This window comes from Methylobacterium sp. WL19, assembly GCF_008040005.1.
GTDB lineage: Bacteria > Pseudomonadota > Alphaproteobacteria > Rhizobiales > Beijerinckiaceae > Methylobacterium > Methylobacterium bullatum.
In genome coordinates this window covers 18,448-42,357 of sequence record NZ_VRVC01000030.1, presented here as the reverse complement: position 1 = coordinate 42,357, position 23,910 = coordinate 18,448, and the positions used below count along the sequence as shown (strand labels likewise).

Annotated in this window: 24 protein-coding genes, 1 tRNA gene and 4 pseudogenes; 20 read left to right on the top strand and 9 right to left on the bottom strand. The window is 66.8% G+C overall.

The features are described 5' to 3' along the window. The 8 genes and pseudogenes from FV220_RS25435 to FV220_RS08525 all read left to right on the top strand — a co-directional run. Window positions 1–291: pseudogene (locus tag FV220_RS25435) on the top strand (type II/IV secretion system protein); the annotation flags it as partial. Beyond that, window positions 278–1,393, top strand: a complete 1,116-nt coding sequence (locus tag FV220_RS08550) for a PilN domain-containing protein (protein WP_147830732.1) — start codon at window positions 278–280, stop codon at window positions 1,391–1,393. The pseudogene FV220_RS25435 and the gene FV220_RS08550, both read left to right, overlap by 14 nt. After that, window positions 1,390–1,953: a type II secretion system protein GspM gene (gspM, locus tag FV220_RS08545; protein ID WP_147830730.1), complete on the top strand. Its 564-nt coding sequence runs from the start codon at window positions 1,390–1,392 to the stop codon at window positions 1,951–1,953. Before FV220_RS08550 ends, gspM begins: the two co-directional genes overlap by 4 nt. Further along, window positions 1,950–2,558 carry a hypothetical protein gene (locus tag FV220_RS08540; RefSeq protein WP_147830728.1) on the top strand — a complete coding sequence of 203 codons (609 nt, stop codon included), beginning with the start codon at window positions 1,950–1,952 and terminating at the stop codon, window positions 2,556–2,558. Before gspM ends, FV220_RS08540 begins: the two co-directional genes overlap by 4 nt. A 135-nt stretch (window positions 2,559–2,693) precedes the next feature. Next, a pseudogene (locus tag FV220_RS08535) lies at window positions 2,694–2,846 on the top strand (IS3 family transposase); the annotation flags it as partial. An 83-nt stretch (window positions 2,847–2,929) separates the two neighbouring features. Next, window positions 2,930–3,687 (top strand): IS5 family transposase gene (locus FV220_RS08530; protein ID WP_147830738.1). Its coding sequence is split into 2 segments (ribosomal slippage): window positions 2,930–3,266 and window positions 3,266–3,687, totalling 759 coding nucleotides; the frame shifts between segments, so codons are not numbered across the junction. A gap of 570 nt (window positions 3,688–4,257) precedes the next feature. Further along, the gene (locus FV220_RS25430; protein WP_018045471.1) at window positions 4,258–4,416 is read left to right on the top strand and encodes a hypothetical protein; all 159 of its coding nucleotides are present in this window, start codon (window positions 4,258–4,260) and stop codon (window positions 4,414–4,416) included. Window positions 4,417–4,658: 242 nt separating this feature from the next. Next, window positions 4,659–4,910, top strand: coding sequence for a hypothetical protein (locus FV220_RS08525; RefSeq protein ID WP_056140953.1), 252 nt, complete (start codon window positions 4,659–4,661; stop codon window positions 4,908–4,910). A gap of 643 nt (window positions 4,911–5,553) precedes the next feature. Here the strand turns inward: FV220_RS08525 and FV220_RS08515 are convergent. From FV220_RS08515 to ftsE, 3 genes are all read right to left on the bottom strand, one after another. Further along, window positions 5,554–6,240 (bottom strand): YdcF family protein, encoded by a 687-nt coding sequence (locus FV220_RS08515; RefSeq protein WP_056140955.1) that lies wholly within the window; start codon window positions 6,238–6,240, stop codon window positions 5,554–5,556. 269 nt (window positions 6,241–6,509) lie between these two features. Beyond that, window positions 6,510–7,442 (bottom strand): ABC transporter permease, encoded by a 933-nt coding sequence (locus FV220_RS08510; RefSeq protein WP_147830724.1) that lies wholly within the window; start codon window positions 7,440–7,442, stop codon window positions 6,510–6,512. 35 nt (window positions 7,443–7,477) lie between these two features. Further along, complete coding sequence (ftsE, locus tag FV220_RS08505) at window positions 7,478–8,176, bottom strand: cell division ATP-binding protein FtsE (protein WP_018045475.1); 699 nt, start codon at window positions 8,174–8,176, stop codon at window positions 7,478–7,480. Between the two features lie 157 nt (window positions 8,177–8,333). Between ftsE and FV220_RS08500 the strand changes: the two genes are divergently transcribed. From FV220_RS08500 to FV220_RS08475, 6 genes are all read left to right on the top strand, one after another. After that, on the top strand, window positions 8,334–9,113 hold the full coding sequence (locus FV220_RS08500; RefSeq protein WP_147830722.1) for a zinc-ribbon domain-containing protein: 780 nt from the start codon (window positions 8,334–8,336) through the stop codon (window positions 9,111–9,113). A gap of 70 nt (window positions 9,114–9,183) precedes the next feature. Beyond that, window positions 9,184–9,753: a hypoxanthine phosphoribosyltransferase gene (gene hpt / locus FV220_RS08495; protein ID WP_056140962.1), complete on the top strand. Its 570-nt coding sequence runs from the start codon at window positions 9,184–9,186 to the stop codon at window positions 9,751–9,753. 174 nt (window positions 9,754–9,927) lie between these two features. After that, window positions 9,928–10,293 (top strand): response regulator, encoded by a 366-nt coding sequence (locus FV220_RS08490; protein ID WP_056140965.1) that lies wholly within the window; start codon window positions 9,928–9,930, stop codon window positions 10,291–10,293. A gap of 96 nt (window positions 10,294–10,389) precedes the next feature. Further along, window positions 10,390–11,595 carry an L-dopachrome tautomerase-related protein gene (locus FV220_RS08485; protein ID WP_147830720.1) on the top strand — a complete coding sequence of 402 codons (1,206 nt, stop codon included), beginning with the start codon at window positions 10,390–10,392 and terminating at the stop codon, window positions 11,593–11,595. Between the two features lie 65 nt (window positions 11,596–11,660). Continuing rightward, window positions 11,661–12,632, top strand: a complete 972-nt coding sequence (locus FV220_RS08480; protein ID WP_147830718.1) for an SMP-30/gluconolactonase/LRE family protein — start codon at window positions 11,661–11,663, stop codon at window positions 12,630–12,632. Window positions 12,633–12,663: 31 nt separating this feature from the next. Beyond that, on the top strand, window positions 12,664–13,854 hold the full coding sequence (locus FV220_RS08475; protein WP_147830716.1) for an L-dopachrome tautomerase-related protein: 1,191 nt from the start codon (window positions 12,664–12,666) through the stop codon (window positions 13,852–13,854). Window positions 13,855–13,880: 26 nt separating this feature from the next. On the opposite strand, the gene FV220_RS08470 is transcribed toward FV220_RS08475, so the two are convergent. The 3 genes from FV220_RS08470 to FV220_RS08460 form a co-directional block, all read right to left on the bottom strand. Further along, window positions 13,881–15,224 (bottom strand): hybrid sensor histidine kinase/response regulator, encoded by a 1,344-nt coding sequence (locus FV220_RS08470; RefSeq protein WP_147830714.1) that lies wholly within the window; start codon window positions 15,222–15,224, stop codon window positions 13,881–13,883. After that, window positions 15,221–16,372 (bottom strand): FIST N-terminal domain-containing protein, encoded by a 1,152-nt coding sequence (locus FV220_RS08465; protein WP_187273360.1) that lies wholly within the window; start codon window positions 16,370–16,372, stop codon window positions 15,221–15,223. The genes FV220_RS08470 and FV220_RS08465 overlap by 4 nt, the downstream gene beginning before the upstream one ends. Window positions 16,373–16,506: 134 nt before the next feature. After that, a complete protein-coding gene (locus tag FV220_RS08460) occupies window positions 16,507–16,800 on the bottom strand; it encodes a hypothetical protein (protein WP_238253847.1) in 294 nt (97 codons plus the stop codon). A gap of 188 nt (window positions 16,801–16,988) precedes the next feature. On the opposite strand from FV220_RS08460, the gene htpG reads away from it, so the two are divergent. The 6 genes and pseudogenes from htpG to FV220_RS08435 form a co-directional block, all read left to right on the top strand. Continuing rightward, entirely contained in the window at window positions 16,989–18,821 is a 1,833-nt protein-coding gene (gene htpG / locus FV220_RS08455; protein ID WP_147830710.1) for a molecular chaperone HtpG, read from the top strand. 100 nt (window positions 18,822–18,921) lie between these two features. Next, a tRNA-Ser gene (locus FV220_RS08450) sits at window positions 18,922–19,011 on the top strand. 339 nt (window positions 19,012–19,350) lie between these two features. Next, window positions 19,351–19,710: an ImmA/IrrE family metallo-endopeptidase gene (locus FV220_RS26035; RefSeq protein WP_238253846.1), complete on the top strand. Its 360-nt coding sequence runs from the start codon at window positions 19,351–19,353 to the stop codon at window positions 19,708–19,710. 66 nt (window positions 19,711–19,776) lie between these two features. Next, a complete protein-coding gene (locus FV220_RS26030; RefSeq protein ID WP_246689413.1) occupies window positions 19,777–20,115 on the top strand; it encodes a hypothetical protein in 339 nt (112 codons plus the stop codon). 34 nt (window positions 20,116–20,149) lie between these two features. Continuing rightward, window positions 20,150–21,318, top strand: a pseudogene (locus tag FV220_RS08440) (ISAs1 family transposase). A 202-nt stretch (window positions 21,319–21,520) separates the two neighbouring features. Continuing rightward, window positions 21,521–21,673: pseudogene (locus FV220_RS08435) on the top strand (transposase); the annotation flags it as partial. Window positions 21,674–21,681: 8 nt separating this feature from the next. Here FV220_RS08435 and FV220_RS08430 read toward each other — a convergent pair. From FV220_RS08430 to FV220_RS08420, 3 genes are read right to left on the bottom strand one after another with little or no spacing between them, the layout of a single operon-like run. Beyond that, window positions 21,682–21,954 carry a cupin domain-containing protein gene (locus FV220_RS08430; RefSeq protein WP_147830708.1) on the bottom strand — a complete coding sequence of 91 codons (273 nt, stop codon included), beginning with the start codon at window positions 21,952–21,954 and terminating at the stop codon, window positions 21,682–21,684. Next, window positions 21,942–22,619, bottom strand: coding sequence for a class I SAM-dependent methyltransferase (locus FV220_RS08425; RefSeq protein WP_147830706.1), 678 nt, complete (start codon window positions 22,617–22,619; stop codon window positions 21,942–21,944). Before FV220_RS08425 ends, FV220_RS08430 begins: the two co-directional genes overlap by 13 nt. Window positions 22,620–22,623: 4 nt before the next feature. After that, window positions 22,624–23,886, bottom strand: a complete 1,263-nt coding sequence (locus FV220_RS08420) for an MFS transporter (protein ID WP_187273359.1) — start codon at window positions 23,884–23,886, stop codon at window positions 22,624–22,626. Window positions 23,887–23,910 lie beyond the last annotated feature (24 nt).

Below are 23,910 nucleotides of genomic sequence, written 5' to 3'. Positions count from 1 at the left end.
GTGCGCGACCTGTGCCGCACCCGCGGGCTGACCGCGCCGGAGGGGACCGACTATCACCGCGCGGTGGGGTGCCCCACCTGCGGCGGCAGCGGCTTCCACGGCCGCGTCGGCGTCTTCGAGGTGTTCGCGGCGACCCAGGAGATCCGAGCGCTGATCCGCGAGCGGCCCGACCCGCAGCGCCTCGTGGCGGCCGCTCGCCTCGACGGGATGACCACCATGCTGGAGGACGGCCTGATCAAGGCCGCCCAGGGCTTCACCTGCATCGACGAGGTGTTCCGTGCTGTGGGCTGAATCCGGTATCTTCCGACACCTGCGCGAGATCCTCGCCCGCGCGCAGCCCATGTTCGCGCCCTTCCGGGGCGTATTCGCGGCCTTGCTCGACAGTTTCCTCGACATGGTCCAGCCCCTCTGCGCCCGCTGGATGCCGACCCGGCGGCTCGTCTTCCTCCTGGACGGCGCAGGTACTCTGCAGGTGCGCCGGATCTCGGGTGAGGTCGTCGAGGACCTCGGCCTCCTGACGGCCCTGAGCGAGGCCGCGCGCACCGACCTCCTCGCCGAGTCCTGGTCCGCAGTTGAGCTTCACCTTCCGCCCGAGGCGGTACTGCGGCGCAGCCTCAAGCTTCCGGCCACGGCGCGCCTCTATCTCGGCCCGATCCTGGCGCACCGCCTGGAACGCCTGACGCCGTGGCGCCCCGACCGGATCCTGTACGGTCACCGCGTGGTCCACGAGGAGGCCGAGACGATCGGCGTCGAGTTCGCGGCCGTGCCGAATCACATCGCCGCCGGCCCTCGATCCGCCATCGAGGCCCTCGGCTTCAGCCTGACCGGGCTCGGGCCGAGGCCGGAGGAGGCCGCGCAGGCCCTGCCCGTCGATCTGGGCAGCGGCGGCGCTCGATCCGCCCCCCATCGCCTGAGGCGGCAGATTCTGCTGGCCTGGAGCGGCGCCACGGCGGGCCTCGCCGCCTTCGCCCTCGGCAGCCTGATCTGGGCATCCGTAGGCGAGGCGCGGTTCGAAGACGTCTCCCTCGACCTGGCCAAGGCCCGCAGGACGCTGCGCGGCATGGTGGGACCGGGTGGCGCTCCGGGGGAGGCCATCCTCGCGGGCAAGACAGCCGAGGCCTCGGCGATGCTGCTGATCGACCGCGTGGCCGCGAGCCTGCCGGATGACAGTCACTTGCGCGAGTTGCAGATCGGCCCCCGCACCATCAGGCTCGCCGGCCGGTCCCGCGACGCGGGCAGGCTGATCGGCATCCTCGAAGCCTCGGGCCTGGCGAACGTGCGCTTCTCCGCCCCCGTCACCCGTGAGGAGGACGATATCGACAGTTTCGAGATCGTCGCCGACCGCGGAGCGCCCCCCTCCGCGGATGCGCGGGCAGCGGAGACACGCAGATGAGCGATGCTCTCCCGCGCGGCCTCGCCCGGCCCGACATCCGGCGGGCGGCAGCCCTTCTTGTCTTCCTCGGCCTGCCGGTCCTCTTCGGCGGCATCGCCGTGACGGCGCTGGTCCAGGCCCGGACCCAGTCCGGGGAGACGACGGCCAAGGCCGACCTCCTGGCCCAGATACGGGCGCAGATGAAGGCGCGCCTGTCGGGCCGGGCGGCCCTGCGCGACCCCGCGCCCCTCTATCTGGCAAGCCCCAGCGCCAGCCTGGCACGGGCGGAACTCCTGAGCCTCCTGGGCCGTCTCATCGACGAGGCGGAGGGTCGGCTCGTCGAGACCCAGATGGCCCCGGAGGAGGGCAACGGGCCCTCCGAGCGCATCGCTCTCCAGACCACCCTCGACATCGGCAATGACGGCCTTGCCGACCTGCTCCATGCGATCGAGACCGGGCTCCCGGTCCTCAACGTGGACGAGGTCACCGTGGTACGGGCGATGCGGACGGAGCGGTCAGGCCCGGTGGCGCTGCGCGTCACCCTCGTGATTCACGGCTACTGGAAGGCGAAGGCCACATGAGCCGCGGCACGCGACATTCCGTAGGGTGGCTCCTGTGGACGGCACTGGCGGTCTCGTCCCTGGCCGGCACGGCCGCGCGGGCGGAGCCGGGCGAGGACGCCGCACGGGACCCCACCCTCAACCCACTCCATTCCATAGCCCCGCAATCGCTCACCGCCTTTCGCGACAGGCCCCTCTTCGAGGCGTCCCGTCGGCGTTACGTCGCCCCCCGGCCCGCGCCGGTGGCGGAGCCCGTGGCCAGGGCTCCGGCCGCGCCCGTCCCGCCGCCGCCCCCGAACCTCCGGTTGCTGGGCCTTCTGCAACTGGACCACGAAGATATCGCCATCGTGCGCGATCTGGCCGACCGGAAGATCCATCGCCTGCGCACCGGCGACGTCATTCAGGCCTGGACGGTGACCATCGTGTCGCACGCGGTGATCGAACTCGCGTTGGACAAGGAAAGGCAAGAACTGCGCATGTTCTCGCACCGTGCCAGCCAGGACAGGTCCAGTGCCGACGAGACGGAGGACGACGCGTCCCGGGAGGAGCCGTCCCCGGTCAAGGTCCCGGAACTCACCCTCGAGGAATTCAAGAAGCGGAGGCAGCAGCCCCCTCCCACAGAATAACCCCGCTCGACCTTCGATCGAACGCGGCCATCGGTCAGGACCGGGCCACGCCAATGCCGAAAGCTGCGCCCGGTACGGCCGGGAGTGAACCGCTCCGGCTTTCCCGGAGGCTCCGCCTCGTGAGAGGATGGAGCCATAACGAAGCGATCCCCGCCCTATTCTCTCGAAGTCCGCGAACGTGCCGTGCGGATGGTTTTCGACTACCAGGGCGAGCATGGCTCGCAATGGCTGGCGATGCAGTCGATCGCGGCCAAGATCGGCGGCTCGGGCGAGGCGTTGCGCAACTGGGCCGAGGGTCTGAACCGAACCAAGATATTGCTGCGGCTGCAGTTTTGTGATTCACGTTCGCGGTTTTCAGCATGGAGGCGATGATGGCGGACCTGTTCTGGCTTTCGGATGAGCAGTGGGCGGTGATCGGGCCGTTCATGCCGGTCAACCAACCCGGCCCCGAGCGCAAGGACGACCGGAAGATCATCTCGGGCATGCTGCATGTGCTCATCTCAGGCTGCCGCTGGCAGGATTGCCCGGCGGAGTACGGTCCACGCACCACGGTCTACAATCGCTTCAACCGGTGGTCTCGGCGCGGGTTCTGGCGGGCGATGCTGGCCGCCTTGGCCAAGGCCGGGTGGTCGGGCGAAGCGGCGGCCATCGACAGCACTTACGTCAAAGCGCATCGCTCCGCCCACGGCGGTAAAGGGGGGGCAAAGCGCAGGCCATCGGCCCGTCGCGTGGGGGCCGGACGACCAAGATCCACGCCCTCACCGATGTCCTCGGACGCCCCGGCGTCCTCCTGCTGACATCCGGCAACGCCAGCGACGTCCGTACAGCCCCGGACGTGCTGGCCGAAGCCCCAGGCCGTATCCGCAGCCTGACCGCCGACAAGGGCTACGACGCCGACTGGCTGCGCGCCGATCTGCGGGAGAAGGGCATCACCCCCGTCATTCCAGGCAAACGCAGCCGCAAACGCAAGATCCGCCACGACAAGCGCCGCTATCGCGAGCGCTGGCGCGTCGAGGCCACCTTCTGCCACCTCAAAGACTTCCGTCGTATCGCCACCCGATACGACAAGATGGCCCGCAACTATGCCTCCGCCGTCGCACTCGCCGCTGTCATCGCCTTCTGGTGCTGATTGAGTCCAGACCCTAGTATTTCGCCTTCGACACACCGAGCACGCGTGCCATGCCAGCGATCGGGCAGTCGGCCTGATTCGCGTTCATGAACCGGAAGACCCCGACGGCAGACCCCCGGTCTCCCGAGTAGACCAAGCCGTCGCGCGAGAGAGAATATTGTCTCGCAAGCCTTCGGTTCGCGCTCCAGCTTGAATTGTCGGTTCTCGCGCCGTGGCCGGACGAGTTCATCGCACTCGTCCGCTGTCAGGCTGGGGTCGGCAGACGGTGGCTTTGCATCACGCTGTCCTCCGCTGCGCTCAGCCTCGGCAACCCAGTTGCGGATGGCTCGAACTCGCGAGCCAGATCGTTCGGATCATGGCCGGCGCGGACCAACTCGACCATCTGTCGGCGAAACTCGGCGGGGTATGGAGGGCGGCCCTTGGGCCTTGGACAATCACCTCACGCGAAAGCGTTTTTGGTGTTCACAAAAACGGGGCAATCCCACGTCTCCTTTCCGCGAAGTACACGTGAGGGATTGGTTAACCCACTCCCGCTCATGATCCACTCGTCCCTGCAGGGTGGAGGTGGGAATGGATGTGATCTACCGCGGCCTCGAAACGTCTCTTCTCGGCTTGACCCTCGTCCTCGGCATCGCAGCCCTGGCCCTTCCCTCCCTGACGCCCCGGATCCTCGGCGCCCCGGAACTTGCCGTGACCCTGCCGCTGCTCAGTGTCACCGCTGCGCATTGAAGCCACACCACGGGATTTCGGGCGCGCCGTCGGCGGCGGCAGAGAGGCTTCTCGACGCGCAATCACGATCGTGACGGTGTGATGTCACACAAGCAGTGTGGCAAACCCAACTATTCGCGTGTGGCGCTTCATTGCGCTGCAACCGTTTCGCCCCCCCGCGATTTACAGACCAAGCGCTGCGGTAAGTGCAATGGCTTGGGTCTGGATGGTGCTTCGTAAAACGGAGCGCGGGCAGGGTTGCGATGACGAAACGGTTCAGGCTTTTCAGTGCGATGGGCATTGCGCTCGTCGTCGGCGTGTCCTCCTTTTCCGCTGAGGCAATGCCTGGCACTGAGGGATCCTCGACCGGCACTCCTCACCGGGATGCGGAGCTTGGCAAGGTAGCCCTGACGGTCGAGGCCGAGGACGATACTCTCGCTTGCACCAAATCGCGCAAGCGCTTGTTCGTCGATGGCGAGGGCTGGATCGTCCGCCGTGTCACCACTTGCCGCTGAGGCAATGCCTCCGCTTTCGGATGACGGCATGTGGGCGTCGACTTCGATGCCTTGCAGCTACTTAGGGACTGCCGCACCTTACCCCTCGCCCCTACTATCAGACTTCACCTTGGCACGATCATTCTCGTCGTGCCGGTCTATCGAGGTCCGTCTCGATACGACGAGGTTCGTATGTCGGCCACGCTGAGATGGATGATGCCGGGATGCACCCTGGCGCTTGCCCTCGTGGTGACACCAGTAGCTCATGCACAGGACGTCACAGCTTCGGGCTACGGCCATCCCGATACGTTCCGACCGCGGTTCGATGAGAGCTACGCCGGGCCTTATGTCGTCGCAGCCTCTCGTACTGGGTTGTTGCCGCCAATACCCCGCCCAACCGAGCTTGTCCCGAGCGCTTGGGGATATGGAACATACGATGTTCCCACCGCCACCGGCATCCGCCCCGCACCCGTCGGAACGCCCACCCTATACGTGATCGAAACGCCCACCGAGGCGAGACGCAAGGCCCGAAGCCAAGGTCCGAGGATACTGTCTCGGGGAAGACGGAATCCGGTTTCGACATCCATAAATCTGCCGATGCAGGACGGAGCGAGGATTGTGACGGTGGCTATCGGGCGACACGCCTCGCGCTGAGAGCGCGGTGTCAGTATTGCGCGCGCATGATCGATTCGGAGACGAGCTTGATGGGTTTTCCGCGCCCCATCATGATCGCCGCTCGTGATTGCTCCGGATCGGATTCGAACCGTGTCCGCAGCCATGAAACGAGGAACTTCAGGTATTCCGAGCCGATGAGCCTTGCCGTTCCAGGGTGCCGCCACCAGCGATCGGCGTCGAAGCCTTCCGCGATCACGGGGTGGGGCAGAACCCGGTCCTTGCCCATCAACGCGTGGTCGAGCTCCACCAAGGTCCGGGGCATGTGGTAGTTCGAGGTGACCACCGCGACGGTATTGAACCGGTGCTGGCGCATCCAGCGACGGGTTTCGATGGCGTTGCCGATCGTGTTGCGAGCCCGGTAATCGAGATCGACGCAGCACTCGATCCAGTGGCGCTGGGTCGGATTCAGGCGGGCGATCTCGTCGCGGCTCGTTCGCTCGTTGACGCCGGTGATCAGCAGGCGCCGGCCATAACCGCCGGCGAGAAGATCGATTGCGTCGCCGATACGCTGTGCGCCGCCCGTTAGGACCACGATCCCGTCCGCCCGGCCGTCGAGCGTGCGCTCGTCACGGGCGATGGATTCGGCGAAGATCAGGAACCCGGCAACCAGCGCCAGGGTGGCGATGGCACCGAGGCCGAGAGTGACATAGCCGATACGCTGCAGTGTTGGAGACATCACCCTTGCGATCCGTGCGGGAGGCGCCGACAATTCCGCCCGACCGCGTGGCCAGACCCAACCGAACGCCTCCAGCGGGCGAGTGGTGCCGAGTCCTGACATCCGCGTGGCCATTCTCCGAAGGTAGTGCCGAATGCGGCATCCGCGAGGCGATACTTCCGCCCCTAAGGGTTTACGAATAGTTAACGCGATTCCGGGAACTCGGAACCCTGTGCGATGTCATGCAGCAAGGTGGCGAAGTGCCCTGTTCCGCAGTCGAAAACCCAGCTTCAGCGCAGGAATCGTCTGACCGTGAGCCGCGAAACGATACCGGTCACCACGGAGGCGATCACGCCGATGAGCAGGACGGCGGCGTAGCCACGCCAACCGATATGGAAGGCGCCGAACAGCGCCTCGATCTCGTCTCCGGCCGGCCCCGATCGCCAGAGCCGGGCGAGCAGTCCCGCTAGCGCGAAGACCGCAAGTGCCAGGCACGAGCCGATGACGCCTCCGCGTAGGCCGAGGCCGAAGAAGCGGCGCTGGAAGGCGCGGGCAATGAAATCGTCGTTCGCGCCGACGAAGTGCAGCACCTCCACCACTTCCCGGTTGCCGGCCATGGCGCCGCGCGTGGCGAACACGACCGCGAGCCCGGTGGCGATCAGGACGAGGGCGACGATGCCGACGCCGACACCGACGAAGGTGTTGGCCATGGTCGAGAGCCGCTGAAGCCATAGGGCATGGTCGTCGAGGCTCGCCACCCCCGGCAGGGCTTCGCCGAGCGCGCCCCGGAGTCCTTTCAGATCCGGCGCGGGGGAATCCGCGAGTTTCAGGGTCACGAGCCGCGGAACCGGCAGGTCGGAAAGATCGAGGCCGCTGCCGAGCCAGGGCTCGAGTAGGCGTTCGGCTTCCGCCTTCGAAAAGATCCGCGTCGTGGCGATTCCAGGCGTCGCCTTTGCCAGCGCATCGGCCTTGGCGACATCGGCATCGATATCGCGACCGGCGCTCGGCCTCACCTGAATCGTCACCTCCTGCGCGACGCTGCCCTGCCACTGATCGGCGCTGGAGGCGACGATCTCGGCCGCCCCGGCGCAAAGAGCCGCCAGGAAAGTCAGGATCGCGATGACGGCCGCGAGCGCCCGGCTCGCGGCCGAGTCGGTGGGGACGAGGGGAGCGTTGCGTCGCAGGGTCGCCGGAAGGGCTTCCTGGTCGGCAGCGATGGGCATCGAGGGATGCGGCGGTGGGCTTGCCTGACGACCCATCAGTGTTCGATCTGCAGCCGGCCCTGACCCAGGACGAGCCGGGGGGCGTCGACGAGGTCCATCAGGGCGAAGTCGTGGGTGGCGATCAGGACGGAGGTTCCGAGCCGATTGAGTTCGATGAATAGCCGCAGCAGCCGCCGGCCGAGACCGGGATCGACGTTGCCGGTTGGTTCATCGGCGAGGAGAAGGTCCGGCCGCGCAATGAGCGCCCGGGCGATCGCCGCGCGCTGCTTTTCGCCGCCCGACAGAAGCGGCGGGAGGACGTGCATGCGCTCGCCGAGACCGACCCAACGCAGGAGTTCGACCACCTCGGCACGGTAGCTCGTCTCCGACCTGCCCTGGACGCGCAGCGGCAGGGCGACGTTCTCGTAAGTGGTGAGGTGGTCGAGCAGCCGGAAATCTTGGAATACGATGCCCATCCGCCGGCGCAAACCGGTGAGCGCCTCGTTGGAGATGTCGCTGACTTCCTCTCCGAACACCGAGACCAGCCCCCGCGTCGGCCGGACCGAGAGAAGGATCAGGCGCAGCAGGGTGGTCTTTCCCGCGCCGGAGGGACCGGTGAGAAACTGGAACGAACGCGGGGCGATCTGGAAGCTCACGTCGCTCAGCACTTCCGGCCCGAGGCCGTAGCGCATGCCGACATTTTCGAACTGGACCACGGGCTCCTCGACGCCCGACAGGAGGCTGTCAGCGGTCACGCGAGATGCCCTGATCCGTTGATGCCTGATTCTGCTGACAAGCCTGCGCTCCCATTCTGCCGCTTCACGGAGGATTAACCGCTCTTGGCGATGATGGTGTGAGTCTTTTTCACCGAACCGGCAACCGCCGATCGAGAATTCGAGGCGTCGATTCGCCATGCTGATCGTATGCCCGGCCTGCGCAAGCGAATACGACATCGCCACCGACAGGGTCGGCGTCGAAGGCCGCTCGGTGCGCTGCGCCGCCTGTCGCGAGACCTGGTTCATCTCACCCGATGAGGTCGCCGCTGCCCTCGCCGAAGAGATGGCCGAGATTCAGGCGGCGATGGGCTCGGTGGAGGGGCGCGGGGAAGCGCAGGCCGATCTCGATGCATGGGAAGCGGCACTGGCCGAGGAGGCCCAGGCCGCAGCGGTGGATCCGACGCCGGAGGAGAAGCCGGTCCGCAAGCCCCGCGGGCGCACACCCCCTCCGAAACGATTGGGCGCTATGTCGCCGGTCGCCGCCTTCGGGCTCGCCCTGCTGGCGGGCATACCCTTGGCGCTACTTGCCCGCAGCACCGTGGTGCGGGCCATGCCCCAGAGCGCTGCGCTTTATGCCGGGATCGGCATGCCCGTGAACCTGCGCGGCATCGAGATCCGCGATCTTTCGGCCTTCCAGACCCAGGGCGAGGGCGCCGCGTCCCAACTCGTCGTCGAGGGCGACGTGGTCGGCGTGGCGGGCAACCCCGTCCCGGTGCCGCCGATCGAAGTCGAGGTGCGCGATGCGCAGGACCAGACCATCTACCGCTGGACCGTGGCGCCGCCGCGCTCCAGCCTCGAGGATCGCGAGACGGCCCGGTTCAGGGCAAGCTTGTCGTCGCCGCCGGCGCAGGGGCGCACGATCAAGGTCGGGTTCGCACCGGAGCGCGGTGTGCCGGAGACGGATCTCGGTCATTGACACCGGACGTTGCCTCTCGCGCAGGGCAAAAAACGGTGCCACCCGCGCCCGCTCGTGGTAGAGAGATCGTATGACCAGCCCGACCCGACGCGTGCGCGTCCTCTTCGACGAAACCGCCATCGCGAACCGCAACGAGGAGCTGGCCGCGGCCATCGTCGCGGCCAAGCCCGAGAACCTCCTCGTCGTGGCGGTTCTCAAGGGAAGCTTCATGTTCGCAGCCGACCTGCTGAGGGCGCTGCACCGGTCCGGCCTGTCACCGCAGGTCGAGTTCGTCCACCTGTCGAGCTATCGCAGCGGCACGGTTTCCTCGGGACAGGTAGAGATCCTGCGCGACGTCGAGAGTGAGGTTCGCGGCCGCGACGTCCTTTTGGTGGACGACATCCTTGAATCCGGACGCACCGTCGTCTTCGCCAAGGACCTGCTCATGGCGCGTGGCGCCAAGCGGGTCCTGACTGCCGTCCTGCTCGAGAAGCCGGGCAAACGGGCGGTGACCATCGATGCCGATTTCGTCGGATTCACCTGCCCCGATGTGTTCGTGGTCGGCTACGGAATGGATGTCGCCCACGAATATCGTCAGCTCCCCTTCGTCGGCCTGGTCGACCACGTGAGCAGCGAGCCGGACCTGTTCGGCGGCACCTGAGCCCGGCCTCCAGGCACGCGAAGCTGACGATCAGGCACAGCCGTGGCTTTAGGGCGACAATTGCGCGCGGTCGGGTCACGCAGAACATTTGCATATCATTTGATGCAAAGCGGCCCTTGACATCGAAGCTGAGTAAAAGCGCAGTCTGGGCGATCCAGCAGAGACAAAGAGTTGATGGCACGAATCCTCCTCGTTGACGATGAAGAGCCCGTGCGTGGCTTCCTGAAACGGGGCCTGGAAATCGACGGGCATTCCGTCGTGACGGCGTCAGATGGGAGCGACGGGCTCGATCGGCTTATGGAGGCTGATGGCGGGTTCGATCTGTTGCTCACCGATATCCGTATGCCGCTGATGGACGGGATCGCCCTCGCTCTCGCGGCCAAGCGCGATTTTCCCGACCTGACCATCCTCCTGATGACGGGGTTCGCAGACCAGCGCGAGCGGGCCCGTGGCCTCGACGCCATCGTCACCGATGTGCTGACGAAGCCCTTCTCCCTGGCCGACCTGCGCTCGACGGTGAAACGCGCGCTCGCCGCCTGAACGGGCCGCACGTCCGCGAAATTTCGATGAAGCTTGGCCGCCGGTCATTGCGTTGCCGAAGGGAGTGATTCCTCCTTTTCTCGCGACGAGTGCCCCATGACGTCATCGACGACGACCCGCGCCGCCCTGGCCGCGCTGCTTCTCTCCGGCACGATCGCCACCGGGGCCGCTGCGGCTGAAGCCCAGCCGGGTCCCGCCGCCGGCACACTCACCAAGGTCGCCAGCTTCGAGCATCAGGTCACCGGCGTCACCGTCTCCAAGGGTGGTCGCGTGTTCGTCAACTTCCCACGCTGGACCGAAGACAGCGCCGTCTCCGTCGCCGAGGTAAAAGACGGCCGGATCACACCTTTTCCCGACGCCGAGTGGAACGCCTGGCGCAATGCGCGCAAGGACGATGTCTCGGCTGGGGACCATTGGATCTGCGTCCAGAGCGTGGTGGCGAGCCCTGACGGTAATCTCTGGGTGCTCGATCCGGCCGCGCCCGGCATGGCGGCGGTGGTGAAGAACGGGCCGAAGCTCGTGGAGATCGACCTCAAGACCAACAGGCCCGCCCGCACCATCGCCTTCGACGAGGCCGTGGCCCCTCAGGGTTCCTACCTCAACGACGTGCGCTTTTCGCCGGATGGAAAGACCGCCTACATCACCGATTCGGGCGCGAGTGGTGCCCTCGTCGTGGTCGATCTCGCCAGCGGCAAGGCCCGCCGCCTCCTCGACGGAGATCCGACGACCCAGCCCGACAAGACGGTGACCGTGACCTACGAGGGCAGGCCCCTTCGGCGGCCCGATGGACGCGGCGTGGAATTCGCCGCCGACGGCATCGCCCTCTCGCCCGATGGCGACACCCTGTACTGGCAGGCGATCAAGGGGCGGACCCTCTACAGCCTGCCGACCTCCGCGCTCACCGGCTGGATGACGTCGTCGCTCGTGCCGGAAGCACTCAGCGACAGGAGCCTGTCGGGCAAGGTGGAGACGGTGGGCGACAACGGCCCTGCGGACGGCCTCATCATCTCGCGCAAGGATGGGCGGATGTACGTCACCTCGCCCCAGGATGACTCGATCAAGGTCCGCGACCTGTCCGCCAAGGGTTCTGCCCTCACGACCCTGATCCAGGACAAGCGCCTGCGCTGGCCCGACACGTTCGCCGAGGGACCGGACGGCACCCTCTACGTGACGACCTCTCGCATCCAGGATTCGGCCTTCTACAAGCCCGATGCACCGGCGGCCCTGCCCACAGACCTGTGGAGCATCAAGCCCCCGGCGAGCGATGCCACCGGATCGACGACGATCCCATCCGCCCGCTGAGACCGAAGGCCCGGTCGGTCGGCGAGACCGGCCGGGCATTCCCGCCCTCCCCTGCGAGCTTTCCCATGCGCCGACGCGACATCCTCTGCGGCCTCGCCGCATCCGGTCTCTGGAGCGGTCACGCCTCGGCGGCTCCGATCCTCCGGTCAGACGATCCCCGGTTCGCCGAACTGGTCGATCCGTCCGCCCGGCCGATGCCCCTCTACCGCGAGGGTCGGTGGTGCGAAGGCTTGTGCTGGGCGCCGCATCTCGGGGGCCTCATCGTCAGCGACGTGCGGTCGAACCGCATGCTGGTGATCAGGGAAAACGGCGAGGTGAAGCCGTTTCGCGATCCCTCCAACAACGCCAACGGCAACATCCTCGATGCGAAGGGGCGCCTCGTCACTTGCGAGCACCGGACCCGTCGCGTCGTCCGCCGCGAACCCGACGGGACGATGACCGTGCTGGCGGATTCCTACGACGGCAAGCCCCTGAACTCACCCAACGACGCGGCGCTCGCGCCCGACGGAGCGATCTGGTTCACCGATCCCGTCTTCGGCATCACCGTGCCGGATGAAGGCATTCAGGCGGTGCCGGCCCAATCCGCGAGGCGGGTCTACCGGATCGATCCGGCCGGTGAAGTCCAGGGCATGACAGATGCCGTCGGCCAGCCCAACGGCATCGCCTTCGCGCCGGACGGCCACACGCTCTACGTCACCGAGACCAGTGCCGCCCTCGACAATGCGGAGGGCGCCCGGGCCATCCTCGCCTTCCCGGTGGAGGATCGGCGCCTCGGCAAGCCACGGGTCGTCGCCGCGCTCGATGCCGGCGCTCCGGACGGTCTCGCCATTGATGAGGCCGGGCGGATCTACGCCGCCTGTGCCGACGGTGTGCGCATCTACCTACCCGACGGGACGCTGCTCGGCCGGATCGCCACGGCGACGCCGGCCTCCAACGTCGAGTTCGGTGGGGCGGACGGGCATCGCCTCTTCATCTCGGCCGGCTCCGTGGTGGCCGCCATCGATCTCAAGGTCCGGGGCGCGGCGAAAGCCAGCTGACCAACGTCATTTCTTCAGGATTGCAGCATCAATGACTTTCGCACGACGTGACATGCTGGCGGCCGGCCTCGCCGGATTTGCCTGCCTGAGCAGCCAGGCCTCTGCAGCTGAGGGAGGCTCCCCCCCTACGGCATCCGGCAAGACGGTCGCCAGCGATCCAGGGGTGCCGGGACTTGAACTCGCCATGGCGGCGGATGCGCCCTCGAACCCCACTGGCCTCACTCTGTCGCGGAGCGGCCGCATCTTCGTGATGATGCCGCGCTTCAACGCGAAGGTGCCCTTCACCCTCGGCGAAGTCATGCCGGATGGGAGCGTGACGCCCTATCCCGACGAGACCACCAACCAGCCCGATGCAAAGCACGCCCAGACCCGCCTGCTGTATGTCCCCAATGGGGTGATGGACCGGGACGACAAGCTCTGGGTTCTCGATGCCGGGCTGCCGGACGGCGCGGGGCCGCCCATGCCGGGAGGGGCCAAGCTCGTTCAGTTCGATCTGGCGACCAACCGGATCGTTAGAATGGTCCCGCTGGAGGCCGGCGTCACCGCGACCTCCTCGCTCAACGACCTGCGGGTCGATATCCGCGACGGCCGGGCGGTGGCCTTCATCACCGACCAGGGCCAGGACGGGCACGGCGCGATCCTGGCGGTGGATCTCGCCAGCGGCCGCGTCGTCCGGCGCCTCGCCGAGCATGCCAGCACCGAATCCCAGAAGGGCATCGTCAAGATCGTCGAGAACCGCCAGATCCTGCAGCGCAAGGCGGAGGGACCGGCGCGCCCGGTGCAGGGTGGCGCCAACGGCATCGCCCTGAGCCCGGACGGCCGCCGCCTCTACTACGCGCCACTCATGGGCCGGCGGCTCTATGCGGTGGAGACCGCCTCGCTCCTCAACCCGGCGGTGTCCGATGCCGAGGTCGCCGCCGCCGTCGAGGATCTCGGCGAGAAGGGCATGACCGGCGGCCTCATCGCGGATTCCAAGGACCGCGTGTATCTCGCCCTGCAGGAGCACAATGCGGTCGGCCGGCGCGAAACGGACGGCACCGTCACCATCCTCGCCACCGATCCCCGGCTGATCTGGGCCGACACGTTCTGGATCACCCCCGACCGCTGGCTCTACATCACCGCCGCGCAGGTCAATCGGAGCCCGGACTACAACAACGGCCGCGACATGCGGCAGCCGCCCTACGCCATCCTCCGGATGCGTATCGACGCCGACCCGGCCTGATACGGCGCCCCCGCCCGGTCGTATGATCAGGCGAGCATGTGAGTGAGGAGGGCACGCAGCTGCGCCGGCTTGATCGGTTTGTGCATCAATTCGGCGCCGATCATCGCCACGTCCGCCTCGATCCCGGGCGAATGGTCGGCGGTGGTCACGATGACCGGCAGGGCCGAATGGGCCACGCCGCGCAGGTAGCTCGCGACATCGAGGCCGCAGGCGCCGTGATCGAGGTGATAATCCAGGATCAGTACGTCCGGCAGGGGCTGCCCGGCGGCGACGCGCTCCGCCACACCCGCAAGGTCGCGATGGACACTGACCTCCGCGTCCCAGTTCTGCAGCAGACGCCTCAGCGCATCGGCGGTGGCCGGGTCGTTCTCGACAATGAGGACGCGTGCCCCGGTCAACCGCGTGGCGATGGGCGCGGGGCCGGCCATGGTCTCGGTCGGGGAGGCGCCGATGGGGACGGACAGGCTGACCCGGGTGCCGTGGCGGAGCCGCGAATCGAGGACGAGGGCATGGTCGAGGGCCGTGGCCATGCGCTGGACGATGGAGAGTCCGAGGCCAAGTCCCGGCTCGCCCTCGTCACCCGCCCCGCCGCCCCGGTAGAATTCCTCGAAGACGAGATGGCGCTCGCTCTCCGCGATGCCGCAGCCGGTATCGATCACCTCGATGCGGCACAGCCGACCACGCCGGCGCGCGGCGATCAGTACGCCGCCCCGGCCAGTATATCGGATCGCGTTGGAAACGAGGTTCTGCAGGATGCGCCGAAGGAGGACCGGGTCGCTGTCCACCCGAATCTCCGGGTAGCGGACCGCGAGACGCAGGCCCTTGCGCTCGGCCATCGGCATGAAGCTCGCCGCGATCCCGTCGAGCAGATCGCCGAGAGCCACCGGCCGGATGACCGGGCGGACGATGCCGGCATCGAGCTTGGAGATGTCGAGAAGAGTCTTGATCAGGTCCTCGATGGTCTGCAGCCCCCGTTCGACCTGCGCCGACATCGCCAGGGCTTCCGAGCCGAGTGGCATGTCCGATAGGGCGGAGGCCGAGAGGCGCGCTGCGTTCAGCGGCTGCAGCAGGTCGTGCCCGGCGGCGGCGAGGAAACGGGTCTTCGAGCGGTTGGCGGTCTCGGCCTCCTCCTTGGCCGCGACCAACGCGGCGTTGGAGCGCTCCAGGCTGTGCATCAGGCCAGTGAGTTCCTCGGTGCGGGAGCGGACGCGGCCCTCAAGCATGATCGCGGTCTGGAACAGCGAATAGGCGCCCCCCTGCTGGTCCATGGTGCGCTCCACATGCGCCATGAGCGCCGCGTTGATACGCTCCAGCTTGGCGATACGGCGGCTGGCCTCTTCGTCGCCGACGCTGGGAGAGCCGGCTGTCATGAAGCGGCCAGCCGGCCGATGGCGATGCCGGTAAAGGTCTGGTTGAGGTGCATCGCCCGGTACTGCTCGCCATAGGTCTCGAACCCCACCACGTCATAGCGGCGATAGAGGTCGCAGATGCCCTGGCGGACCTGCCGGCTCTCCGCATCGAGACGGCGCAGGATGCAATCGAAGCCGATGATGAGATCGATCCCCCCGAGTGCCGCTTCGAGACGGGTCAGTTCGCTCCGGGTGGTCTCCACGATGTCGCGCGGCTGGGCCAGTGTGAGGACGACGCCCTCGTCGATGGCGCAGAAGAAGCTCAGGGAGCCATCGGCGTTCATGCGCCGGATCGAGCGGCAGAAGTACTCGCCCCCGACCTTCACCGCGAGGGGATAGGCGGCGAAACTCATCGGCGTCAGCGCCTCCGGGTCGAGCCCCACCGCCATGGCGTATTCGCGGGCGGCAGGCTCGGCATTCAACTCGTGGACGATGCGCTGCTCGTCGTCGGAGGCCGTGACCACGAACTTCGTGGTCGTCGGCTCGAAATGATCGCTCTTGAAGATCTGGAACGGATAATCCGTCTCCAACAGGACCACCACCGCCGCCCGGCGATGGATCGAGCCTTGGTGGAGCAGCACCGTCTCGCGGAAATTCAGGTCGTCGCCGGCGGATCCGCCGACCAGGGGGATGCCATCGAGCGCCCATGCGATGGCCGAGACCACCGTCTCCTCCGCATTGGCGAGGCCATCGATGAAGGACAGGGCGAAGCGCCGGTTCGGTGCGGCATCGGGGGATTCCGTCTCCAGGATCCGCCGCAGGGCACGGACGGACGAGGCGGTGCGCGCCACGTCGAGATGGTCGATGGCATCGAGGATCGCGGAGACGACGCGAAAACCCTTTTCGGGGAAAGCGACTACCACGAGGCCGCGCTCCAGCCCGCCCGCCGGGCAGATGCCGCCCGACATGGTGCATCCGGTGATGGGTGTGCCGGGGAAAGCGCCTGCCAGGGCGGTGTTCAGGTCATCGACGACGTAATCGGGGGAGAAGAAGGCCAGCAGATGCGAGAGACGGGATGGACCGATGCCGGCGGCGACGTCCGCCACCGCCTCGGCCGCCGTCGCGGCGACCGTCCAGGCGGTCCTGATCCCGCACAGATGCCCACGCATCCGCGTGCCTTCCTTCACCGTCCCGTCCCCTCGGCGTCATGCGTCGGCTTTGCGCCTCGACGTCATGTCGGAGGAGTATGTCGGTGCGTCAGGCCGGGCGCAATGGCGGCGCTCGCAAGCGCCGCCTTTTGGGCTCAATCCACCGTCTTGAGGTCTTTCACCGACACGTCGCCCTGGCGGGACGAGAAGGTCGGCGCGGAGCCGTTGCTCTGGGAGACGCCGCTGATCTGGTGATCGCCGGTATCGTAGGTCGTGCGCTTGCCGTCCGTGTCGATGACGAGCCGGCGCGAGTCGGGGAAGAAGGCGTAGCGCATCCCGTTCTGGCCACCGCTGGTGGAAGGCTGGCCCAGCTCCTGGGGCCACCAGGCCTCGCCGCCGGACATGGGCTTCATCGGCTCCATGGGCTTCATGGGTTCCATAGGCTTCATCGGTTCCATCGTCGTCGTCCTCGAACGTGGTGAGTCAGACACGGCTACGCCCGAGAGCGGACAAGGTTGCATGGACCGGGCGCCTGCCCCCGGCGGCGGCATGACGGACCCGGCTTCTACTTGCCGATATTGAATTTCCGCACCGCAAGGGTCATATCGCGCACCGTTCGATCCCCGGAGGCAAACCCTTGAGCGATACCCTGGAACGGCACGAATTCGGTGCCGAGGTCGGCCGGCTGTTGGACCTCGTGGTTCACGCCCTCTATTCCGACCGCGAAATCTTTCTGCGCGAATTGGTGGCCAACGCCGCCGATGCCATGGACCGGCGCCGCTTCGAGGCGCTGACGCAATCGGTCTCTGCCCCGCCGGCCGACGCGAAGGTCACGATCACCCCCGACAAGACCGCACGCACGCTGACGATCTCCGATCCCGGCATCGGCATGACCAAGGCCGAACTGGCGCAGAACCTCGGCACCATCGCCCGCTCCGGCACCCGCGCCTTCAGCCAGTCGCTCGGAGACGCGAAGGCCGAGGACAAACCCAGCCTGATCGGCCAGTTCGGCGTCGGCTTCTACTCCGCCTTCATGGTGGCGGACCGTGTCACCGTCACCTCGCGCCGCGCCGGCTCCGATGAATCCTGGACCTGGGCTTCGGACGGACAGGGCAGCTACACCCTGGAACAGGCGACCCGCGACGAGCCGGGCACCGACATCGTCCTCCATCTCAAGGAGGACGCCGACGAGTATCTGGAGAGCTACCGGCTCGACCACGTCGTGCGCAAATGGGCCGACCACATTACCGTGCCGGTGGCCATCGTCGCCGAGGGCAAGACCGAGACCGCGAACCAGGGCACGGCCCTGTGGCGCAAGTCGAAATCCGAGGTCACCCCGGAGCAGTACACCGAGTTCTACCGCCATGTCGGCATGAACTTCGACGAGCCCTGGGCGCCCCTGCATTGGCGCGCGGAAGGGGCGCTCGAATTCTCGGCCCTGCTGTTCATTCCTGGCATGAAGCCGTTCCAGGCGGTGGAGGGCGAACGCGCGAGCAAGGTCCGGCTCCACGTCCGGCGCATGTTCATCACCGATGAGGCCGAGTTGCTGCCGACCTGGCTGCGCTTCGTCCAGGGCGTCGTCGACACCGAGGACCTGCCCCTCAACGTGTCTCGCGAGATGCTGCAGGCGACGCCGGTTCTCACCAAGATCCGCCGCGCGGTCACCGGCCGTGTCCTCTCCGAACTCGGCAACCGCGCCAAGGATGCGGAGGGCTACCAGTCCTTCTGGGAGAATTTCGGCCCCGTCCTCAAAGAGGGCATCTACGAGGATTACGAGCGCCGGGGCGAGATCGCTCCGCTCCTACGCTTCCGCTCCTCGGCGGTGGAAGGCTGGACCTCCCTGCCCGATTACGTCTCGCGCATGAAGGACGGCCAGGAGGCGATCTATTACCTCGTGGCCGACGATGCCGACGCCCTGGCCTCCTCGCCGCAGCTCGAGGGTTTCCGCGCCCGCGGCGTCGAGGTGCTGTTGCTCTCCGACCATGTCGACGCGTTCTGGCCGGAGCAGCTCGGCCGGTTCGAGGAGAAGCCCCTGCGTTCGGTGACACAGGGCGGCCTCGACCTCTCGAAAATCGCCGCCACCGAGGAAACCGGCGAGGCACCCGCCTCCGTCGAGTCCCTCGTCACCGCCCTCAAGGCGGCACTGGCCACGGATGTGGCCGACGTGCGCGCCACCGACCGGCTGGTGGAGAGTGCCGTGGTGCTCTCGGCCTCGGGCAGCGGGCCCGACCTGCAGATGCAGCGCCTGTTGCGCCGGGCCGGGCGAGGAGCCGGCGGATTGCCGATCCTCGAGATCAATCCGCGCCACCCGCTGATCGCTTCCCTCGCGGCGAAGGCCGAGGCCGGGGAGGACGTGACGGAGCCCGCCGGCACCCTCGTCGACCTCGCCCGCATTCAGGACGGCGACACTCCACGCGACCCCGTCGCCTTCGCCCGCAAGGTCGCCGCGGCCCTGGCCTCCGGCGGCTGACCCCGCGACGTTCGACGGGAGCGCATTCTTTGTGCGCTCTCGACTTGTGATGTCGACCGAACTCGTGTTAACGAGCCTCCGTCTCATCGAGGCGCCCCGCGGAGAGGTGGCAGAGCGGTTGATTGTACCGCACTCGAAATGCGGCATGGGTGCAAGCCCATCGGGGGTTCGAATCCCCCCCTCTCCGCCATTTGACTAAGACAAACCATTGTAGCTGTTGCGGAATTTGGCCTGACGGCCGGCGACCACCGCCAATTTACCCCACATTTTGTGTCGGCTTGTGTCGGCTAAAGCTGGATCGCGCTGGACTTCGTCTCGCGCGCTAGGCCGATCGCTTGGGGTGCATGGCGGCCTTTCGATCAACGCGACTTTTTTGCCCAGAGGCACTGATTTCCGGCCAGGAGGTCTCGTTTGAATAGCGGGTAACCGCTCAAGGCACGCGCCTACAACGAATTACTGCCTGTACGAACTCCCTGCAGTCCGGTTTCGAGATAATGGGTGCGTGGCAGCCTAACGAAGCGGGTCGGGGATGGAAGGCGATGCGCGGATGGCGATCAGCAGGATAGACCTCGGGGGAGCGGGCACACCTGAGGCGCTCGTCAAACGCATTCTACAGGCAGAGCCGAACCTTCCGGTGCCCGTGCCGATCCAGGAGCTGTGCGCACGCCTCGGGATCCTCAGGATCGAGGACCTGGACACTGACGGGTTCGAGGGCGGCCTCGTAACCGACGCCATGCGGTCCGAAGGAACCATCCTTGCCAAGCGCGGGGGCGAACCGCGTCGTCGCTTCACCATCTTGCACGAACTCGGCCACTTCCTGATGCCGCATCACTTCCCGGATCAGCCCGGCCGGTTCCTCTGCAAGAGCTCCGACCTATTGCGCGTGTAAGCGAAGGAGGGCGATCAGCGGCAGCGTAGGGAGGTCGAGGCCAACCGCTTCGCCTGCCTCGTGCTGATGCCCCCTCATCTGCTGCGGGGAGCCATGGCGGCCTTTGCCGAACCGAATCTGCAGCACGTTCTCAGGCTCGCACGCGACGTCGCGGTCCGTAGGGAGACGGCGGCTCGGGCCTACGTGCAATACCACCCCGAGCGGATCGCCATCGTCGTGGCGGGCAACGGTCGGGTGCAGCGGTGCTATCGCAGCCTCTCCTTTCCGGCCATCGTCCGCGCGGTGGGCAGCCCGGTCCCAGTGCACTCGCTCTACCATAGCAGTCCGCATCTGCCGAACATCGCGGGCGACATACAGGGCTCCGAACTCGGGTTAACGGCGGTTTACGGCTTGCGGGAATGCTGACTCTGTGAGGAGAGCGCCGATTGGGAGCCCCCTGATGAGTGTCGTGCCCCTGGACATCCTGCCGCCGTCGCGCCTGAAGGCGCTTCTCGATCATTTTGGGGAGATCGACGACCCGCGGGTCCCCTGGCAGGTGGCGCATCCCCTGCCGGAGGTGCTGCTCTTGGTGGTCTGCGGCACGATCTGCGACTGCGAGGACTACGACCTGATCGCGGAGTGGGGCGAGGCCCACCTGCCGATCCTGCGACGCTATCTGCCCTACCATCACGGCGTGCCGGGCGGTCGCTGGCTGACCATCCTGATGAACCGGATCGATCCGCACCTGTTCGCGTCCGCCTTCACGGCCTGGGTCCGGGCCACCTGGCCGCAGCGGCCCGACTTCGTGGCCATCGACGGCAAGACCTCGCGCCGCAGCCACGACCGCGCCACCGGCGGGCCGCCGCTGCATCTGGTCTCGGCCTTCGCCACCACGGCCCGCCTCGTGCTCGGCCAGGAGGCGGTGCCCGACAAAGCGAGCGAGACCACCGCCATCCCGATCCTGATCGAGCGGCTGGCCGAGAATGACGGCCTCGAGGGCGCCCTCGTCTCCATCGACGGCGTCGCCACCAATCCGGGCATCGCCGCCGCCATCACGGCAGCGGGCGCCGACCACCTGCTCGCCGTCAAAGCCAACCAGCCAACCCTGCGCGCCGAGGTCGAGAGCCTGTTCGAGACCAGCGCCGAAGGAGACACCGAGACCGTCATCGAGCACGACAAGGGATACGGCCGCATCGAAGAGAGGCGCGTCAGCGTCGTGCGGCAGGTCGACTGGCTCGACGGTCCCCGCCGCTTCCCCGGTGAGACACGCCTGCCGGGCGTCGCCTGCCTCGTGCGGGTCCGGGCTCGCACCGAACTCAAGGACCGCTGCCGCACCGAGACCCGCTACTACGTCTCCTCGGCAGCCCTCACGGCACAACGCGCCGCAGACGCCGTGCGCGGACACTGGGCCATCGAGAACAGCCTGCACTGGGTCCTCGACGTCGTCTTCGCCGACGACCAATCCCGCCTGCGAAAAGGCCACGGCGCCCGCAACATGGCCGTCGTCCGGCACTTCGCCCTTACCTCGTCCGGGCCGTCTCCGACAAACGTTCGATCAAGCTCAGACGAAAGCGCGCCGGATGGGACCCAACCTACCTCGCAGAAATCCTGGGCGAACTCGCCCGTTAATCCGGATCCGAAGCCCTGGGCTGCACTCGTCGTTGGGCTACGCTACCCCGGCAGCGTTCGCTGCCGAGCTCGAACAGCAACGAGTGGGGGCAACCACGCCCGTTGCTTCACCTGCGCTCAAGCCCGACAACACTGACCCTGACCCACCAAACTGGTCCGCGCTGAGCGCAAGTTTTTCGGGCATCCTGAACCCTGAAGGAGGGTGGATGCCAGGCCTCGCAAACGCTTCACGAACGAACAGATCGCCTTCGCCCTGCGGCAGGCGGAGAGCGGCGCGACGGTGGACGAGGTCTGCCGGAAGATGGGCGTATCCGAGCCGACCTTTTATCGCTGGAAGAAGCAGTTCGTCGGCATGAGCGCACGCTACCTTGCGACGATCACTCCGAGCGAAGGATCGGCCGCGCTGACGCGATGCTCGGTGCCTTTCGGGATAACGGAGCAGTCGCCGGGTTGGAGGTTTTTACAGGACCCATCTACCTGAACCACGATGGCTTTAGAGAGCACGACAACCAGTTCGTCGGTCTCGGCCACATGGGCCGCAAGCTCCCCATGCAAAGTGCCACGCACAATCGTCATCGTTCCAACGGTGCCTATGACAGTGCCGCGGAAGCCGGGTACGTCGATCACACCGGACATATAGCCTCCGGACGTCGCGCTGCAGGATGCTTGGCCTTTTCGAAGATCTGGAGATACCCGCTCTTCGGCACCGGTTCGATCCGGATCGTTCGCAAGCCGGCCTCCGCTGCCCAGCCGGACAGGGTCTCCGGCTCATGGCAGCGCATCCGCCTGACCAGGGGACGGACGAGCCAGTTCGCATCGCACGCCCATTGCTTCGCCGTCGTCAGGATGGCGACGGAGCCTCCCGCCCGGGTCACCCGCGCCATCTCGGCGATCGCGGCCGCGGGCTCGGAAAAAAAGAAGAAAGCATTCAAACAGAAGACCTTGTCGAAGCTGGCCTCTTGGAACGGCAAGGCACCGGCATCGCCTTCGGCGAGAGTGAGTCGCTCCTCGCGAATCGCCGCAGCGTTCACGCTCGCGGCTGTTGCGAGCATATCCGGACTGTGATCAAGGCCTGTCGCCGTACAGCCCGTTCGAAGCGCTTCGCGTAGGAAAACGCCGCCGCCGCAGCCGACATCTAAGACGACATCGGAGGCGCTTGTGGGCGCAAGCTTCAGGGCGAGCTCGAAGCCGGTGAGATGTGCGAAAGGGTATCGGAACAGTAGCTTGCCGAGAAGGCCCGAAGGTTTGCGGGCGATGGCGTCCGTAATGCGGTCGCCATGGGAACGTGATCGTACGGTCATCGTATCATTTCGCTCCCTCAAGCACCACAGACGGTACCGACTCCCTGCACCACAGCACGATCGCAAAAACCACAGCGGTCGCGGCCGTAGCTCCGATAAGGGCGTTCGCGTAGCCCATGGACGAGGCCAGCCACATCGCGCTGCTCGCGATCATCATCTCGCCGAGCACATTGGCGCTCTGCAGCACTGCGACATCCGTTCCGGCTTGATTACCCTGTGCGCCAAAGCGCATGGCGAGGGTCGACGCGGCGACAGAGATCAGACCCACGGCGGTTCCGAGCAGAACCGTGGCCGCACCCGCCAGAACCCACGATGGCGAGGCAGGACCGGAGGCCACCCACCACCATGCGATCACCGGAGCGAGAGCGACGAAAAGGCCGGCCAGCATGGTGTGCCAGAGCCCGAACCGCCTGATCGCGAAGGCAGCGAGGGGCGACCCGATCAACATCACCGTGGCGCTCGACAGAACGGCGATGGCCCCGATCTGCGAGACCATCCACCCTTTCTCGAGGAGGACCAACTTCGAAAGCCCGAAGCCGCCTGCATTTGCCACGCCGTAGCAGAGCGACAGCAACAAGATGGGCCCGAACCCTCTGCGCCGGATGATCGTTGGGAGGCGCGCCTTCCGCCGTGTACGGTCCGCCGGCCGGATGGATTCTCGCCAGGATAGTACAGGCAGGAGGCTCAGGAGGGCCACGGCCGCGAGCACGAGGAGTGCGGCCTGTACGCCCCATAAATCATGCAAAATGAGCGAGCCCCCTCCGCCGAGCATGGCGCCTGCCACGATCCCTCCGATCTGCAGCGCGTTCGCCACCCCAAGCGCTTCGTGCGGTAGAGCCTCCGCCGCAAAACCATCGGTCACGATGTTCTGGGTCGCGCCAGCGCAAGATCCGAGCAGCAGAAGGGCAGCGGTGATCGGCATGTTGCTGATGCCGAGCGGGACGAAGGCGAGCCCGACAAGCGAGATGACGAGCACCGCTTGCGTGGGGATCATCCAGCTCCTTCTGCGTCCAAGCCGCTTCGTCCACGTATTATCGACCAACGGACTCCATAGGAACTTGAGAATCCAAGGCAACGCCACGATCGGCGTGAGCGCAATGGTATCGAGTCCGATTCCTGCCTGACGCAGGAGTATCGGCAGAGCTTCGAAGGCGAACCCGATCGGTAAGCCCTGGGAGACGTAGAGCCCGGCGATCATGAGAAACGCCGAGCGGGATGCTTTATTCGCCATCGCCGGGGGGCCATTGGTCGCGCCGGATCGCATCATCGAAGGAGTGCCTACCATCGAGCC